This window comes from Chitinophaga sp. SVR4-12A, from assembly GCF_056754765.1.
The window spans coordinates 1,232,577-1,246,299 of sequence record NZ_JBPGWP010000001.1 but is presented as its reverse complement, the minus strand read 5'-3'; the positions used below and the strand labels follow the sequence as shown (position 1 = coordinate 1,246,299).

Genomic DNA, 13,723 nt, shown 5'->3' with positions numbered 1-13,723 from the left:
ATATTTGCTGCTTCATTTGTTGTTGACATGGACATTACAGGGGCTGTTTTCTTCGATGAGCTGCTGCAGTATCATCAGGCGAATAATACATTAAAGGAGAAGTATACCCGTTTACGTTTGCTGCTCGAGCGGGTGTGCAAGCACATGGCAGCCGGGGAGCATATGCAATTCTCCAACCTGTTCTCCCGGCTGAACTATGTTTGTCAGCAAACGAAGCTGAACGCCAGGGCCACCTACCGCATCAATACTTTCCGGATCCATGCCAACAGCGTGCTCCATAATGATTTTAACCCTACGGGCGAAGATTATCTGCAGGACCTGAAAGCCATCTGCGAAGTACTCAGCCATTTTTATAACATCCCTGTTCCTGCAGCTCTGCAGGAGCTGTTGCCGGAAACGGATGTTTATAAGCCCAGGCATCGCAGGAGGGATCTGCGGCATGAACGGATCCGGGTAACGGTGCTGTCAAGCGACCAGCAGTATATATACGCGTTTGATGAAGAAACACCGGCGGATGTGCCGATCAGGATCTGCCATCATACAGCGGAGATAAAAGAAGCCTTCGGAAGTACCATTGCCGTACTATGGAAAGGTTGCCAGCTCAACCTGCTGGATGTGGTGGTGGATGAAGACAATATTTACTACCCGGACCTGATCATCCTGGAACCGGATTACCTCGTGGATATCAGCTCATTGGCAGAATGTATGAAAGAATACGGCAGTCATCCGCTGTATTATATACAGAGCAAGCTGGAAGCGCCGAAGAACTCGCGGCATATTTTGCTGGGTAATGCGGCGAACGTTTTCCTGGATGAATTTGTGAATGAAAAGGAGCATCAGCAGGTGGTGTACAAGGATACCATGCAGCAGGTGTTTAAGTCCTTACCCTTTGAATTCGCCACCTGTGCAGACTTCAGCGCCAAAGAACATGAATGGGCCTTCTTTGAGGATGCGCGGCTGCAGTTCAACAATATCAAACAGGTGGTGAACGAGGTGTTCCCGGCTAAGCAAATCAACCGGGAGAATGGCGTACTGGAGCCCAGCTTTATCTGCGAGCACCTGGGCGTACAGGGAAGGCTGGATTATTTGCAGCTGGAAGCGGACGGGAAGCGGCAGATCGTGATAGAGCTGAAGTCGGGGAAATCGCCCTACCCAGAAACGAATACTACACTCATTGGAAAGAACCACCGCTCGCAGGCTTTCATCTACCAGATCGTAATACAGAAAGTGCTGGGAGTAGCGTTCAAGCAGCTGGATACTTTTATCCTGTACTCCAGGTATGCCGACAGCAATGCCAACCTGCGTTTATCCCAGCCGTTTATGGCGGCCATCAAGGAGATATTAAACATCCGTAACCTGATCGTGGCGCAGGAGCGGAGTATTGCCAATGATCAGCCGCTGCAGGCGTCCAGGCAGCTGATAGACAGTATATCGCCAGATGTGCTGATACAGGGAGAAGCGGTACAAAGCAGGTTTGTAGAGCAATTCATTATTCCGCAGATAAGCGCTTTTAAACGGCCTTTTACCGATGCTTCGCCCCTGGCGCTGGCTTATTTTCACAGCTTCTATACGTTTGTTACCAGGGAGCATTATATCTCCAAGGCGGGGGATACCAATTACGATACGAATAAAGGGATCTCTTCGCTTTGGCTGTCGCCCCTCGAAGATAAGCTGGAATCGGGCGAGATACTGCCGGATCTCAGTATCCTGGAGAATCATGCCGCACAGCAGTCGCCATCTATCCGGCTACAGATACCTGCCTATGAAGAAGACTTCATGCCCAATTTCAGGGAAGGGGATATTGTGATCCTCTACCAGCGTAACAGCAGGAAAGATAATGTTACCAACAGGCAGATCTTCAAAGGAACCATTGCTTCGCTGACGCCGCATGAGCTGACTATCCGGCTGCGCTATCGCCAGCGGAATCCTTCGGTGTTGCCGGCTGACAGCAAATATGCGATAGAGCACGATTTCCTGGATACTTCCTATACCGCTATGTGCAGGGGCTTATATGCTTTTCTGCAGGCAAACAATGACCGGCAGGAATTGCTGTTGCACCAGCGCAAGCCGCAGCAGGAAGCGGATGTAAGTATACCGGCTACTTTGCAGTGCCCTGATGAGGTGAGGGAGATTGTGCTGAAAGCAAAGCAGGCCAGGGATTATTTCCTGTTATTAGGTCCGCCGGGAACAGGCAAAACCTCCGTAGCCCTGAAAAGCATGGTGGAGGCCTTTGCGGCTGATCCGGCCTGCAATATCCTGCTGCTGTCGTATACTAACCGTGCCGTAGATGAGATCTGCAAAGCGCTGCATAGTATTGAAGGCGGTCCGGCTTATATACGGATCGGGCCTTCACTTTCCTGCGAGCCGGCGTACCGGGAGCGTTTATTGGAGAACGTTATTTCCGCTTGTGATAACAGGACGCAGGTGAGAACGAAAATACAGGAGCATCGCATATTTGTGGGCACGGTGGCGGCTATATCCGGCAAGATGGAATTGTTCCGCCTGAAACGTTTTGATGTGGCCATCATTGACGAAGCCTCACAGATTCTGGAGCCGCATTTGCTGGGCATCCTCTCTGCCCGCGATACAGCCGGACGTAACGCTATCGGCAGGTTCATCCTCATAGGCGATCATAAACAGTTACCTGCCGTGGTATTACAGCGGGAGCGGGACTCGCGGGTGGAGGACCCTGCATTACATGCGATGGGCCTTACCGACAGGCGGCGATCACTATTCGAGCGCTTGTACCAGCTGCATAAAGATGATGCGCAATCGCCTGTGTGGGGCATGTTGCGGAAGCAGGGGCGTATGCACCCGGAAATCGCCTTGTTTCCCAATATGGCTTTTTACAATGGTCAGCTGCAGGCCGTTCCGCTGCCGCATCAGTCGGGCGATATTGAGTTTGCCCGCTTTGATCCCGCCCAGCCATTGCAACAGGCGCTGGCTACCAAACGGCTGCTGTTCATCCCTTCGGAGAAACAAACGGACGACAAGCATCCCAAAAGCAATTCCTGCGAGGCGGGCATTGTTGCCCTGCTGTTACAGCAGCTGTATAGCCTGTACCGCCTGAACGGGCTGCCTTTTACACCAGAGGATTGCATAGGTGTGATAGCGCCCTACCGGAACCAGATCGCCTGTATTAAACGCAGCATCCACCAGCTGCAGATCCCGGAACTGAATGATATTACTGTTGATACCGTAGAGCGCTACCAGGGCTCGCAACGTGACATCATTATCTATTCATGCTGTGTGAACCAGCGCTACCAGCTGGACCTGCTGGCCAATGAGACCGTGGATGAAGGGCAACTGATAGATCGTAAGCTGAATGTGGCCATTACCAGGGCCAGGAAGCAGTTGCTTATTACCGGAGAGCCAACGCTGTTGTGCAGCAATCCTGTTTACCGGCAGTTGATAGCGTTTATACGGGAACGTGGCGGGTATATGCCCCATATATGAATATGGCATTTTAATGTTATTGGTGGGGGGCGGGAAAAGCAGTAACTTATAGGGTATTCAACCTATATTTAAACTAAATCCCCCAAAAAATGACCATCAAAAAGTTTGCACTGTTGTTAGCTGCGGCATCCACTGTTCTTTATTCCTGTAGCAAAGACGACACTCCGCCCGATGAGGGAGACAATTCAAAGGAACTCAAGGGTACTTACGATTTTGCTGGTATGACAGTGGCTTCGCAAAGTACAGTTATCACTACAGATGGCATTGCCAATCCCGTTGATGTTGACGAAAAGAGGATCACTACCGCCTATTACATCAGCAAGGAGAATGGTGGTACGGTAACCGTGGACACAAGTACATTCACGATCACAGATCTTATGTATACTATTGACACCTTAGTACACGAGAAGTTTTATTCAGATGGTGTGCTCAAGTCTGATGGAGATGTCCGTTTATGGTTTCACGCGTCAAACCTTAGCCGCCAGGCGCCTTATAAGCTGGTAGGTATGGATTCCATTTATTTTGAGAACGGTTTTATTGACTACAAGGATGGTTCCTCCCTGGAATTTCCCGCCAGTCCCTCAGGATTTAAATACTCCTGGTCTGGCGATACATTGATCCTACGTACCAGATTTGCCATAAGTGAAGGACGAATGACAAATAGTTATATCTACGAGATTGTGGCCATGGCAAACCAGGTTATAAAGCTGAAGAAAAGGAAATAGGCTGAGAAGATCTTACATTTAAATATGGTATTTTAATGTTATCTGTTTGGATTGGGAAAGGCTTAACTTGCGGGCTTTATTCCTATACAACACCACCCAAACCCAAACTAATGAAATTCACAAGATTTACACTTTTGTTAGCTGCCGCTTGTACTGTACTTTATTCCTGCAGCAAAGACGAAACAGCGCCAGGCGAGACCAATCCGGACACACTAAAGGGTACTTACGATTTTGTTGGCATGACCGTAGCATCACAAAGTACAGTTACTGTTACCGGCCCGGATATTGACCAGATGACGATCACCACCAGTAACTATGTTACCAAGAATAACGGGGGGACCGTTACAGTGGACGCTACCAACTTTACAAACACGGATTTTATTTATTCTGTTGACACAGTAGTGAATGCAAAGTCTTATTCTGATGGCGTTTTCGAATCTGAACTGGAGATCCCTTTCAAATTTGACCTGCCAAAACTTAGCAGCCATGCGCCTTATAAGCTGGTAGGAGCGGATTCAGTTTATTTTGAGAAAGGTTTCGTTGAGAACCCCGACGGCTCGGGCACAGGCGTTGCCAGCACACCTTCCGGTTCTAAATATTCCTGGTCTGGCGACACATTGGTGCTGCGTACCAGGATTGCCATGAGCAACCAGGAAACTGCAAACGGTTATCTCAGCAAGACAGTGAACGTGGCAGACCAGGTTGTAAAACTGAAGAAAAGAAAATAGTCTGCAGACTTTACCTGCCTGAGGGCCTGAAAGTTGGAACGGCGAAGATCGTTCCGGCTTTCAGGCCCTTTCTTTTATTCACCCGGTATTTCGGCGACGATTTTGATCCTTCCAAAATTAAAACAGGTACTACCTATGTACACTGGGTGAAAGTATACACCGCTAAATAAGACTTTGTGCCTATGGAATGGAGGCTGCCGGGCGAAGGCTTACCCCATTGGCCGATGGAAAATCCGCAGGTACCGGGTAGGTGACCTTCCCGGTGGCCAGCCATTCTGTTGCCCTTATCAACGTGGTCTGGAAACCGGCGCAACGATAGCTGGGCGGAAAGGTATCGCCTTTCCACAGGTGGCCCATGCTTGAATTATAAACACGGCCTTGTCCGTAGGCAACGGTCCATTCTACGGGCCAGGTTTTGCCGCCGATACTGTCTGTAGCGGCAGATAATACCGTTATATTTTCAGCAGGGCCGCGTGGGTAAAGGTACAGTTCCATGGAAGCGGTTTTCCAGTATTCGGGGAAACCTTTGTTGATAGGATGCCGGTGAATCACATGGATCAGGGCATCGAAGCGGTCGCCATGGCTGGTGCCTTCTCCTTTGCCGGGCGGGATTTGGATAATGTGTTTCTTCGCGTCAATTTCCAGCGCAATACCCGCGGTGGCGGGGCGCCAACCGAGGCCGATCATATTATTGTATTCCGTCCAGTCGGGAAATGCATTGTTGGCAGAATGCAGGATGTATAAGCCGCCGCCGTCGCGCACATATTTTTCCAGGTGGCGTTCCACCTTGCGGGGCCATCGTAGGGTGCTGTCCTTGATATTATTGGTGTTCTGGATGATCACATCGTACTTGTCGAAATCAGGGTCCCAGTCTTTCCATTCGCGGGCGGTAGCTGTGGAGGGAGTGGTAGAGACATCCACGTTAAAACGACCGGTGGCCGTCAGGATCTGTTTTACGAGTTTGGTGGTCTGTTGCCAGTCGTGATTGCTGAATCCGTCTACGATCAGCACGTTGATCTGTTTTTGTTGCTTTGGCTGTGCAGCTGCCATGAAAAAGCTAAGTAAGCCAGTGAGCAGCAAGGTGCATATTTTGCCGGGCATGTTCATAGGTTTGGTATGGAGGCTAAGATAATATCTTATTTTTGGTGATGGCTTTTAAGTTTTTCACAAGGAACAAACATATCCTCTTATACGGGGCTAGCCTGGCGTTGCTATTATTCCTGCTGAAATGGCTGGAGCTGCGGTTTATTATTATCGACCACGCCTTCGAAATCTATATCGGCGCCATTGCGCTTATTTTCACGGCATTGGGCATCTGGCTGGCGCTGAAGCTGGCCAAACCAAAGATAAAGACCGTGATCGTCGAGAAGGAAGTACCTGTCAGCCGTCCGCCGGTATTTACCCTGAACCATGGTGAGCTGAACAAATTAGGACTGAGCAGCCGGGAGCTGGAAGTATTGCAATTAATGGCGGAAGGATTAAGTAACCAGGAGATCGCCGGCCGTTTGTTTGTATCCCTGAACACGATCAAGACCCATTCTTCGAACCTCTTTATAAAAATGGATGTAAAACGCAGGACGCAGGCTATAGAAAAAGCCAAGCGACTGAGTATCATACCTTAAGTGTTTTCATACTTTGGTAGGAATGCGCCTGTAATCCCAAAAATCATCCTAAAGTATGACCGGCAAATGGGACGGAACGCGCAAATTTGCGGTAGATCAACCAAACTAAAATTGCAAAAGGATGAAAAAGAATGTACTTGTATTCGGGTTAATTGCAGGCTTCATTGTTTCCTGCATGATGCTGTATTCCGTTTCTCAATGCTATAAAAGGGAGGATTTTGATGGCAGCATGGTATTGGGGTATGCCGGTATGCTGCTGGCCTTCTCCATGATCTTTGTAGGCGTTAAAAATTTCAGGGACAAGTACAATAACGGGGTCATCACCTTCGGGAAGGCTTTTAGGATAGGTTTATATATCTGCCTGGTGGCTTCCACGATGTATGTGCTGGTGTGGCTGGTGGACTACTATTTCTTTGTACCTGATTTTATGGATAAGTATACTGCGCATTTGCTCCGCAAGGCGGAAGCCGCGGGGGCCAGTCAGCAGGAGCTGCAAAAGAAGGCAGCAGAACTGGCAAAGAACAACGAGATGTATAAGAACCCTGTTGTAATGATCTTGTTCACTTACCTGGAAATACTGCCGGTGGGCCTTGTGATCGCTCTTATCAGCGCCGCTATTTTAAGGCGGAAATCAAAAGGAGAGGTAGTAGCGCCTGCCCGGTAAAAGCATAGCCACTACCGGTGGCTATGCTTTTATTGTACTACCAGGAGTTGCTGATCAAGATTATCGAGCATCAGGAGCCAGCTTGGATGTGCGCCGGTGCGTTTGGCGATGGATTCAGCTACGGTTTGATGGAGGGTTACTGTCGTTTTACCCTCCGTTTCTTCGAAGGTAACGGTCACCACTGTTTCGGAGGGCCAGTCTGCATCCACACCTACCTGCTCAGATGTCAGGAGATTGCCCTGTTCATCGGCAAAGGCGATGGTGTACACAAGTTTTTCCGGCGCTTTTATCTCCAGGAAGGTGCTTTTGCAGCGGCAATCATGATGGGCAGGATTGGTGAGCAGCGAAAGGAAACCACCTCCGGGGCGCAGGTCAAAATGGTAGAATTCAATGGTGCAGCCCGGGGGTGCGTACCAGTGTTTCAGGTACTCGGGATCCGTCCAGGCTTTGAACACCAGTTTACGCGGTGCGTTGAACACGCGGGTAATGAGCACCTGGCCAGCGGCGGCATCGCCGGTAAGGTCATTTCTTTTTTCCATATTTCTTCTTTTTTGATTGTAAATCACCAAGAAAATTATCGAGGGTATCGAAGCGGTCGGCCCATAGCTGTTGGTATTGTCCTACCCAGCCGGCTACTTCATTCAACCCGTCAAGACGGGCTTCACAAAAGCGTTCCCGGCCCTGTTGACGGATCACGATCAATCCGCATTCTGCCAGGATCTTGATGTGTTTGGAGATGGCTGGCCTGCTGATATCAAATTGTTCTGCCACGCCATTAAGGGTAAGCTGCTGACGGGCCAGCAGGTCTATAATAGCCCTGCGTTGAGGATCGGCTATAGCCTGGAACACATCTCTCCGGATATACATCTTGTAACTATTTGGTTACAAAAGTATGTAATAAAACCATTTGGTTACAAATTTATTTTCAGGCGGTGGTTAAATAGCACGAATCGTTTACCTTTGGAAGCAATGAAAATCGAGCGGTATTTTCCGAAGGATGTGTTGAAACCTTTCATCAAAACTTTCATGATCATTGAAAGCGCGGATGGTATGGTGAACAATATATTACCAGACACTGCGCTGGTGATCGCTTTTCGTTTCAGGGGAGCTGTAACCGCCAGGATAGACGGGCAGCAATATGTAATGGCTCCTTCGGTGATCTCCGGTATCAGGCGGTCTGCGCGCTCAATGGAATATGCACGGGGTACTGCCAACCTGCTGATCATCTTTCACGAGGCGGGTGCTGCTGCGTTTTTCAGGGAACCGCTGCATGAGCTGTCTGATATCAGCCTGTCGCTCGATACGCTGATGAAAGGCAGCGAGGTAGCTGCGATAGAAGAGCAGCTGGCGGAGGCGGACAATGATCTGCAGCGCATCCGTATTGCTGAAAAATGGATGCTGTCAAAGATAAAATCTCCTGCACCTGATCAGCTGGTGCAGCATGCCATACAAACAATACAACTCACGCGGGGGACTATACGAATGAAAGATCTTGCCGGCAGTTTGTATATTAGCCAGGACGCTTTTGAGAAGCGGTTCAGGCGGCAGGCGGGCGCATCTCCCAAGCAATTCTCCTCTATTGTAAGGATCAAACACCTGATCGACGGGTATTCGCAGACAAAAAACCTGACGGATGCCGCGCTCTCTGCCGGTTATTTTGACCAGGCGCATTTTATCAAAGATTTTAAAGCGTTCACGGGTAAGACCCCGCAAGACTTTTTCAGGGATGCGGAGTACTGGTAAAGACTGATGGTTTTTCACCAGGGAACATTTGATCAACAGGTAGTATTCATTGCCTGGGGAGTGGCTGATGTATTGATGGAGTGGAGTGGAAAAAATTCTTAACCGCATAATCTACATATTTGGCAAGGTAATAGCGGAAACTATTGTATGCTATCTGGTAGTACCATCCTAGGCATCCTGGTGGTCATGCTGGCCATTTTACTGATCGTATTCCTCGTTCTGCGGAACAGGAAGGACAGGAAAGAGCTGATCACACCGGAAGATAACGCTGGAATAGCGGAGGAGAAGCGGGAGCAGGAAAGGAAAAAGGACCAGCTCTGACCGCTGGTGCGGTAGCGCAGGTCCTTTAATAGCCCGAATAATATCAGCTTATTCTGTTACCGTAAAGGTCACTTCATTCACTTTCTCCAAACCGCTCATGCCGCTGGCCTGGTAAGCTGCTTTGTAGGTTGCCGGAGCGGAGAGATTATAGCCTTTCAGCAGATCAATATCCACAGATACGCTTTTACCAGCCGGTACCTTGATATACGCCTCAGCAGGAGGAGGCATGATCCTTTTAGCCATTACTCCCCTGTATAATACTTCCGTATTGTTGCTGCTTTGTATATCCAGGAAAGAAGACATAAATCCTTCAAAGGGGGTATGCCATTTACAGAACTGCAGCTCCTTGCCCGATTTGTTATATACCGTAAATTTTAACATGACAGGATTGCCAGTTTTTACAGTAGCGGGTACAGACATTTCGGTTACCAGGCCTTCTCCGGTAGTGGTAGCAGCGCCGCTGGCCTGCTGGGTGTTCTTACAGGCTGCGAAAGTGAAAAATGACAGCAGGGCTGCCAGGGTCATAAATCGGTTTCTCATGTTTGCAAAATCGTTTGAGGGCCGCAAATTAAGGGAAATAATTCATAACTAACCGCTTAATACATTAACAAAAAGATATAAGTTTCAGGTCTCAGGTCTGAGGTTTGAAGTTTGAGGTTTGAGGTTCGTTAGAGGTTAAAGGTTTTATTTAGTAGGGCGGCCTGCCTTGAACCTCTCACATTCAACGAACTTCAAACTTCAAACCTCAAACCTCAAACTTATACAGATGACAGTAGCCTGACAGTTCCCTCCTTTTTGTATTCCAACTTCAAAATTGTCTCAAAATTCAGCAATAACTTTGTTCCTGTATGAAAGTACTAGTGGTAGAAGATAGCAAGGAGATCGCTGGCAGCGTTCATGATTTTTTAGCCAGGGAAGGATATATCTGTGAATTGGCTTATAGTTTTGATGAAGCGCAGGAAAAGCTGTTGTTATATACCTATGACTGCGTCCTGCTGGACATTATGCTTCCCGATGGAAACGGACTGGTATTGCTCAAATTTATCAGGGCGCAGAAGATCCAGAGCGGGATCCTGATCATTTCGGCAAAAGACGCCATGGACGACAAGATCCTGGGCCTGGAAGGTGGTGCAGATGATTATATCACCAAACCTTTCCACCTGCCCGAGCTGCATGCCAGGCTGCGCGCCGTGTACCGCCGCAAAAAGCTGGCAGGCAGCAATATCATTTCCTTTAACGAGATCACGCTGAATACAGATACGCTGGAAGCAAAAGTGAATGAAATTACACTGGATATCACGCGCAAGGAGTTCGACCTCCTGCTGTACCTGATCGTCAACAAGAACCGCGTGCTATCCCGGCAGTCCATCGCCACCCACCTGTGGGGCGATTATACCGATAATTTAGCTAATTTTGACTTTGTATATCAGCATATTAAGAACCTGCGCAAGAAGATCAGTGCAGCGAATGGAGCAGACTATATTGATACCGTTTATGGCTTAGGCTATAAATTTAATTCTTCTAATGTATGAAGCTGGTTGACAAATTATCCTTGTGGTTTATCGGCATTGTTGTGCTGTTGACGCCCGTTACCGCCTATATCTGCTATTATAACCTGGAAAGGAAAATAGATGAATCGGAGATAACGCGCCTGAAGGAGCTGAACGATATCGCCGCGAAGCGCCTGGCAGCCGGGCAGTGGCGCGATCAGCAGGTGGATGGGACCTCCACTTTGGTGAACCCTTTAACTACCGCCTTGCCCGAAGAGCGGATGAAGATCTCGAAAACAGACATCCGCAACGGCAATAGTACCGGGATGTTAAGCCTGCTCACCGTTAACTCCTATGTAGCTGTGGGCAACACGAACTACCGTATTTCCTCATCCAATTATATACCCAGCGGCAGGCAGATCCGGAATGCCATCATGGACACTGTTGTGTGGAAACTGCTGCTCATCATCCTTTGCGTGTGTGTAACCGCCCGGATGGTGTCTCAGAAAATACTCTCTTCTTTGCGGCAAACCATGAAGACCATACAGCACTTCAACGTAAAAGAAAAAGTGGAATTTCCCCGCAGCCGCACCCGCGAGTTTAAAGAGTTGAATTCTTTCCTGCAGAAAATGACGGATAAAGCAGTAGATGAATATGTGTCTGTAAAAGAGTTCAGCGAGAATGCGTCTCATGAGCTCCAAACACCACTGGCTGTACTGCGCAATAAACTGGAGCTGCTGAGCGAAACAAATATTGAAGAAGACCAGGCGGAGCTGATCGGCGACATGCAAAATGCCATTGAGAAATTGTCTAAGATCAACCGTTCGCTGGTACTGCTCACCAAGCTGGAAAATAATGAGTATGCGGTTTCAGAGAATATCCGCTTCTGCAAAATTACCAAGGACATCCTGGCGGCTTATGAAGACAGGATAGAGATGAAGCATCTTACCGTAACAACAGATATTGACAAGAGCATCTACCTGAAAATACATCCTGCATTGGCAGATATGCTGGTCAATAACCTGGTGGGCAACGCCATCCGCCATAACGTACAGGATGGCAAAATTGAGCTCACCCTGACGCATAAGCGGCTTGTGATCAGGAACACCGGGCTGCCGCCGGAAATGCCTACAGAAGAGCTTTTCCAGCGCTTTAAGAAAAGCAATCAAAGCAGTGATAGCGTGGGGCTTGGCCTGGCTATCGTGAAACAGATCTGTGAGGTGTGCGGCTTTTCTATCTCTTACAATTATAAGAACCAGCTGCATGTGATACAGATAGAATTTGTACCAGCATCACAAAATGAAGGTGCAAAAATATCACATGATAATGTAGAAGCAGCGGTGCTGGCTTGATAATATTATATACGGAACCGGCAGTTGAGAATCAATCCTGTAAGGCCTGGCGCGTAATGTGCCAGGCCTTTGTGTTTGTATCATTACTCCATCACTATTTTTTAAAATAGTCACGCTACTTCAAGATTACTTCAAATTCCTATAGTCATTTTGTAGCCGGAAACACTTCTTTAGTGATCATGCTGCAAAATCTTTCTTTCATGTATGAGATAAAAAATTGGTTGATTTTTCTGGGATTACTTTTTGCAAACACACCAATAACAAACGCACAAGAAACATTGACGCTGAAGGATGCCATCCGTACAGCGGTGAATAATTACGGTACCATTAAAGCCAAATCAAACTATGCAGATGCTTCAAAAGCAAGCGCGGTACAGGCTAAACGTGATTACCTGCCTAATTTCAACTTATCCGCCCAACAGGACTACGGTACGGTGAACGGCCAGAACGGCCCCTTATACGGTTTTGGCGGATTGGGTGTTTCCTCTTCAGGCCTGGCTTTACCAGACCAGAACTGGAACGCCGCATTCGGAGCACTTTATTTGACCAATATAAACTGGGACTTCTTTGCTTTTGGCAGAGCCAAAGAAAAGATCAAAACAGCGCAAGCGGTTGCTACCAGGGACAGCAAAGACTGGCAACAAGAAATTTTTCAACAGGAAGTAAAGGTAGCAGCCGCTTATCTTAACCTGCTGGCCGCGCAAAAGCTGACACAGTCCTATCAAAAGAACCTGAACCGCGCAGATACTTTCCGCCGTGTGGTAGTGACCCGTGTGAAGAACGGATTGAATGCCGGTGTAGATTCTGCACAGGCAAATGCAGAAGTATCCAGTGCAAGGATCGCGCTGACAAGGGCACTGGATTTTGAGCAATCTGCAGCTAACCAGCTGGCACAGCTGATGGCAGTGCCCGTACAGGAGTTTACCCTGGATACGGTGTTTATTTCCCGCCTTCCTTCCATGCTGGGAGATTCAGCTGCTTTAAATGATCACCCTTTGCTGCAATGGTATAAAAGTCGCATTGCTGTCAGCGATGAACAGGCTAAATATTACAAGACCTTCAATTACCCGGTATTCTCATTAGTAGGCGTACTGCAAACAAGAGGATCGGGATTTAATGCCGCCTATAACCAGGATCAGCATGCTTATACTACCAATTATTGGGATGGCGTGAAGCCCACCCGCACCAACTACCTGATCGGTGTTGGCGTAACCTGGAACCTGGCGCAGCCCTTCCGTATTTCGCAACAAGTGAAGTCGCAAAAGCTTGTCAGTAAAGGGCTGGAAGCAGAGTATGAGCTGGCCAGCCAGCAGCTGAAGGCGCAGTATCAATTGTCTGAAACCAAGATAGCAAACGCGCTTAATAACTACTATGAAGCGCCGGTGCAGGTGAAAGCTGCTTCTGATGCTTACCTGCAGAAATCTGTGCTCTACCGTAACGGTCTCACTAATCTTGTAGATGTTACACAGGCGCTGTATGCATTGGTACGCGCAGAAACAGATCGCGACATTGCTTATAACAACGTATGGCAGGCATTGCTGCTGAAAGCTTCGGCAACAGGTGATTTCAACCTGTTTGAAAAGGAACTTTAATCGTGGAATTGATCATTATATACAGACATT

General features: G+C 48.2%; 14 protein-coding genes. 10 read left to right on the top strand and 4 right to left on the bottom strand.

Annotated elements, in window-relative coordinates; all coding sequences use genetic code 11:
• Positions 1-27: 27 nt before the first annotated feature.
• The 3 genes from ACR9Y8_RS04945 to ACR9Y8_RS04935 all read left to right on the top strand — a co-directional run bounded on the left by ACR9Y8_RS04945 (position 28) and on the right by ACR9Y8_RS04935 (position 4,909).
• Positions 28-3,456: a DEAD/DEAH box helicase gene (locus ACR9Y8_RS04945; RefSeq protein ID WP_481212126.1), complete on the top strand. Its 3,429-nt coding sequence runs from the start codon at positions 28-30 to the stop codon at positions 3,454-3,456.
• A gap of 89 nt (positions 3,457-3,545) precedes the next feature.
• On the top strand, positions 3,546-4,181 hold the full coding sequence (locus ACR9Y8_RS04940) for a hypothetical protein (protein WP_481212125.1): 636 nt from the start codon (positions 3,546-3,548) through the stop codon (positions 4,179-4,181).
• A 110-nt stretch (positions 4,182-4,291) separates the two neighbouring features.
• Complete coding sequence (locus ACR9Y8_RS04935; RefSeq protein WP_481212124.1) at positions 4,292-4,909, top strand: hypothetical protein; 618 nt, start codon at positions 4,292-4,294, stop codon at positions 4,907-4,909.
• 180 nt (positions 4,910-5,089) lie between these two features.
• Here ACR9Y8_RS04935 and ACR9Y8_RS04930 read toward each other — a convergent pair whose 3' ends face one another.
• The gene (locus ACR9Y8_RS04930) at positions 5,090-6,010 is read right to left on the bottom strand and encodes a ThuA domain-containing protein (protein ID WP_481212123.1); all 921 of its coding nucleotides are present in this window, start codon (positions 6,008-6,010) and stop codon (positions 5,090-5,092) included.
• Positions 6,011-6,057: 47 nt separating this feature from the next.
• Here ACR9Y8_RS04930 and ACR9Y8_RS04925 point away from each other — a divergent pair, with 47 nt between their 5' ends.
• Together ACR9Y8_RS04925 and ACR9Y8_RS04920 are read left to right on the top strand one after the other, a co-directional pair.
• On the top strand, positions 6,058-6,531 hold the full coding sequence (locus ACR9Y8_RS04925) for a response regulator transcription factor (protein WP_481212122.1): 474 nt from the start codon (positions 6,058-6,060) through the stop codon (positions 6,529-6,531).
• A gap of 121 nt (positions 6,532-6,652) precedes the next feature.
• A complete protein-coding gene (locus ACR9Y8_RS04920) occupies positions 6,653-7,195 on the top strand; it encodes a DUF4199 domain-containing protein (protein ID WP_481212121.1) in 543 nt (180 codons plus the stop codon).
• Positions 7,196-7,224: 29 nt separating this feature from the next.
• Here the strand turns inward: ACR9Y8_RS04920 and ACR9Y8_RS04915 are convergent, their stop codons facing one another.
• Together ACR9Y8_RS04915 and ACR9Y8_RS04910 are read right to left on the bottom strand one after the other, a co-directional pair.
• Positions 7,225-7,734: an SRPBCC family protein gene (locus ACR9Y8_RS04915; RefSeq protein ID WP_481212120.1), complete on the bottom strand. Its 510-nt coding sequence runs from the start codon at positions 7,732-7,734 to the stop codon at positions 7,225-7,227.
• A complete protein-coding gene (locus tag ACR9Y8_RS04910; RefSeq protein WP_481212119.1) occupies positions 7,718-8,062 on the bottom strand; it encodes an ArsR/SmtB family transcription factor in 345 nt (114 codons plus the stop codon). The genes ACR9Y8_RS04915 and ACR9Y8_RS04910 overlap by 17 nt, the downstream gene beginning before the upstream one ends.
• Before the next feature lie 102 nt (positions 8,063-8,164).
• Between ACR9Y8_RS04910 and ACR9Y8_RS04905 the strand changes: the two genes are divergently transcribed.
• Together ACR9Y8_RS04905 and ACR9Y8_RS04900 are read left to right on the top strand one after the other, a co-directional pair.
• On the top strand, positions 8,165-8,938 hold the full coding sequence (locus tag ACR9Y8_RS04905; protein WP_481212118.1) for a helix-turn-helix domain-containing protein: 774 nt from the start codon (positions 8,165-8,167) through the stop codon (positions 8,936-8,938).
• Positions 8,939-9,085: 147 nt separating this feature from the next.
• Entirely contained in the window at positions 9,086-9,259 is a 174-nt protein-coding gene (locus ACR9Y8_RS04900; protein WP_481212117.1) for a hypothetical protein, read from the top strand.
• Positions 9,260-9,307: 48 nt separating this feature from the next.
• Here the strand turns inward: ACR9Y8_RS04900 and ACR9Y8_RS04895 are convergent, their stop codons facing one another.
• The gene (locus ACR9Y8_RS04895; RefSeq protein ID WP_481212116.1) at positions 9,308-9,799 is read right to left on the bottom strand and encodes a hypothetical protein; all 492 of its coding nucleotides are present in this window, start codon (positions 9,797-9,799) and stop codon (positions 9,308-9,310) included.
• Between the two features lie 308 nt (positions 9,800-10,107).
• Between ACR9Y8_RS04895 and ACR9Y8_RS04890 the strand changes: the two genes are divergently transcribed.
• From ACR9Y8_RS04890 to ACR9Y8_RS04880, 3 genes are all read left to right on the top strand, one after another.
• Positions 10,108-10,791, top strand: coding sequence for a response regulator transcription factor (locus ACR9Y8_RS04890; protein WP_481212115.1), 684 nt, complete (start codon positions 10,108-10,110; stop codon positions 10,789-10,791).
• Entirely contained in the window at positions 10,788-12,101 is a 1,314-nt protein-coding gene (gene porY, locus ACR9Y8_RS04885; protein WP_481212114.1) for a PorY family sensor histidine kinase, read from the top strand. Before ACR9Y8_RS04890 ends, porY begins: the two co-directional genes overlap by 4 nt.
• A 278-nt stretch (positions 12,102-12,379) precedes the next feature.
• On the top strand, positions 12,380-13,693 hold the full coding sequence (locus ACR9Y8_RS04880) for a TolC family protein (RefSeq protein ID WP_481212113.1): 1,314 nt from the start codon (positions 12,380-12,382) through the stop codon (positions 13,691-13,693).
• Positions 13,694-13,723: the final 30 nt, after the last annotated feature.

What these genes read in the sequence shown, in the direction of transcription:
- ACR9Y8_RS04945 (WP_481212126.1), top strand. Translation starts at nt 28, where the DNA reads ATGGACATTACAGGGGCTGTTTTCTTCGATGAGCTGCTGCAGTATCAT.
- ACR9Y8_RS04940 (WP_481212125.1), top strand. Translation starts at nt 3,546, where the DNA reads ATGACCATCAAAAAGTTTGCACTGTTGTTAGCTGCGGCATCCACTGTT.
- ACR9Y8_RS04935 (WP_481212124.1), top strand. Translation starts at nt 4,292, where the DNA reads ATGAAATTCACAAGATTTACACTTTTGTTAGCTGCCGCTTGTACTGTA.
- ACR9Y8_RS04930 (WP_481212123.1), bottom strand. Translation starts at nt 6,010, where the DNA reads ATGCCCGGCAAAATATGCACCTTGCTGCTCACTGGCTTACTTAGCTTT.
- ACR9Y8_RS04925 (WP_481212122.1), top strand. Translation starts at nt 6,058, where the DNA reads ATGGCTTTTAAGTTTTTCACAAGGAACAAACATATCCTCTTATACGGG.
- ACR9Y8_RS04920 (WP_481212121.1), top strand. Translation starts at nt 6,653, where the DNA reads ATGAAAAAGAATGTACTTGTATTCGGGTTAATTGCAGGCTTCATTGTT.
- ACR9Y8_RS04915 (WP_481212120.1), bottom strand. Translation starts at nt 7,734, where the DNA reads ATGGAAAAAAGAAATGACCTTACCGGCGATGCCGCCGCTGGCCAGGTG.
- ACR9Y8_RS04910 (WP_481212119.1), bottom strand. Translation starts at nt 8,062, where the DNA reads ATGTATATCCGGAGAGATGTGTTCCAGGCTATAGCCGATCCTCAACGC.
- ACR9Y8_RS04905 (WP_481212118.1), top strand. Translation starts at nt 8,165, where the DNA reads ATGAAAATCGAGCGGTATTTTCCGAAGGATGTGTTGAAACCTTTCATC.
- ACR9Y8_RS04900 (WP_481212117.1), top strand. Translation starts at nt 9,086, where the DNA reads ATGCTATCTGGTAGTACCATCCTAGGCATCCTGGTGGTCATGCTGGCC.
- ACR9Y8_RS04895 (WP_481212116.1), bottom strand. Translation starts at nt 9,799, where the DNA reads ATGAGAAACCGATTTATGACCCTGGCAGCCCTGCTGTCATTTTTCACT.
- ACR9Y8_RS04890 (WP_481212115.1), top strand. Translation starts at nt 10,108, where the DNA reads ATGAAAGTACTAGTGGTAGAAGATAGCAAGGAGATCGCTGGCAGCGTT.
- porY (WP_481212114.1), top strand. Translation starts at nt 10,788, where the DNA reads ATGAAGCTGGTTGACAAATTATCCTTGTGGTTTATCGGCATTGTTGTG.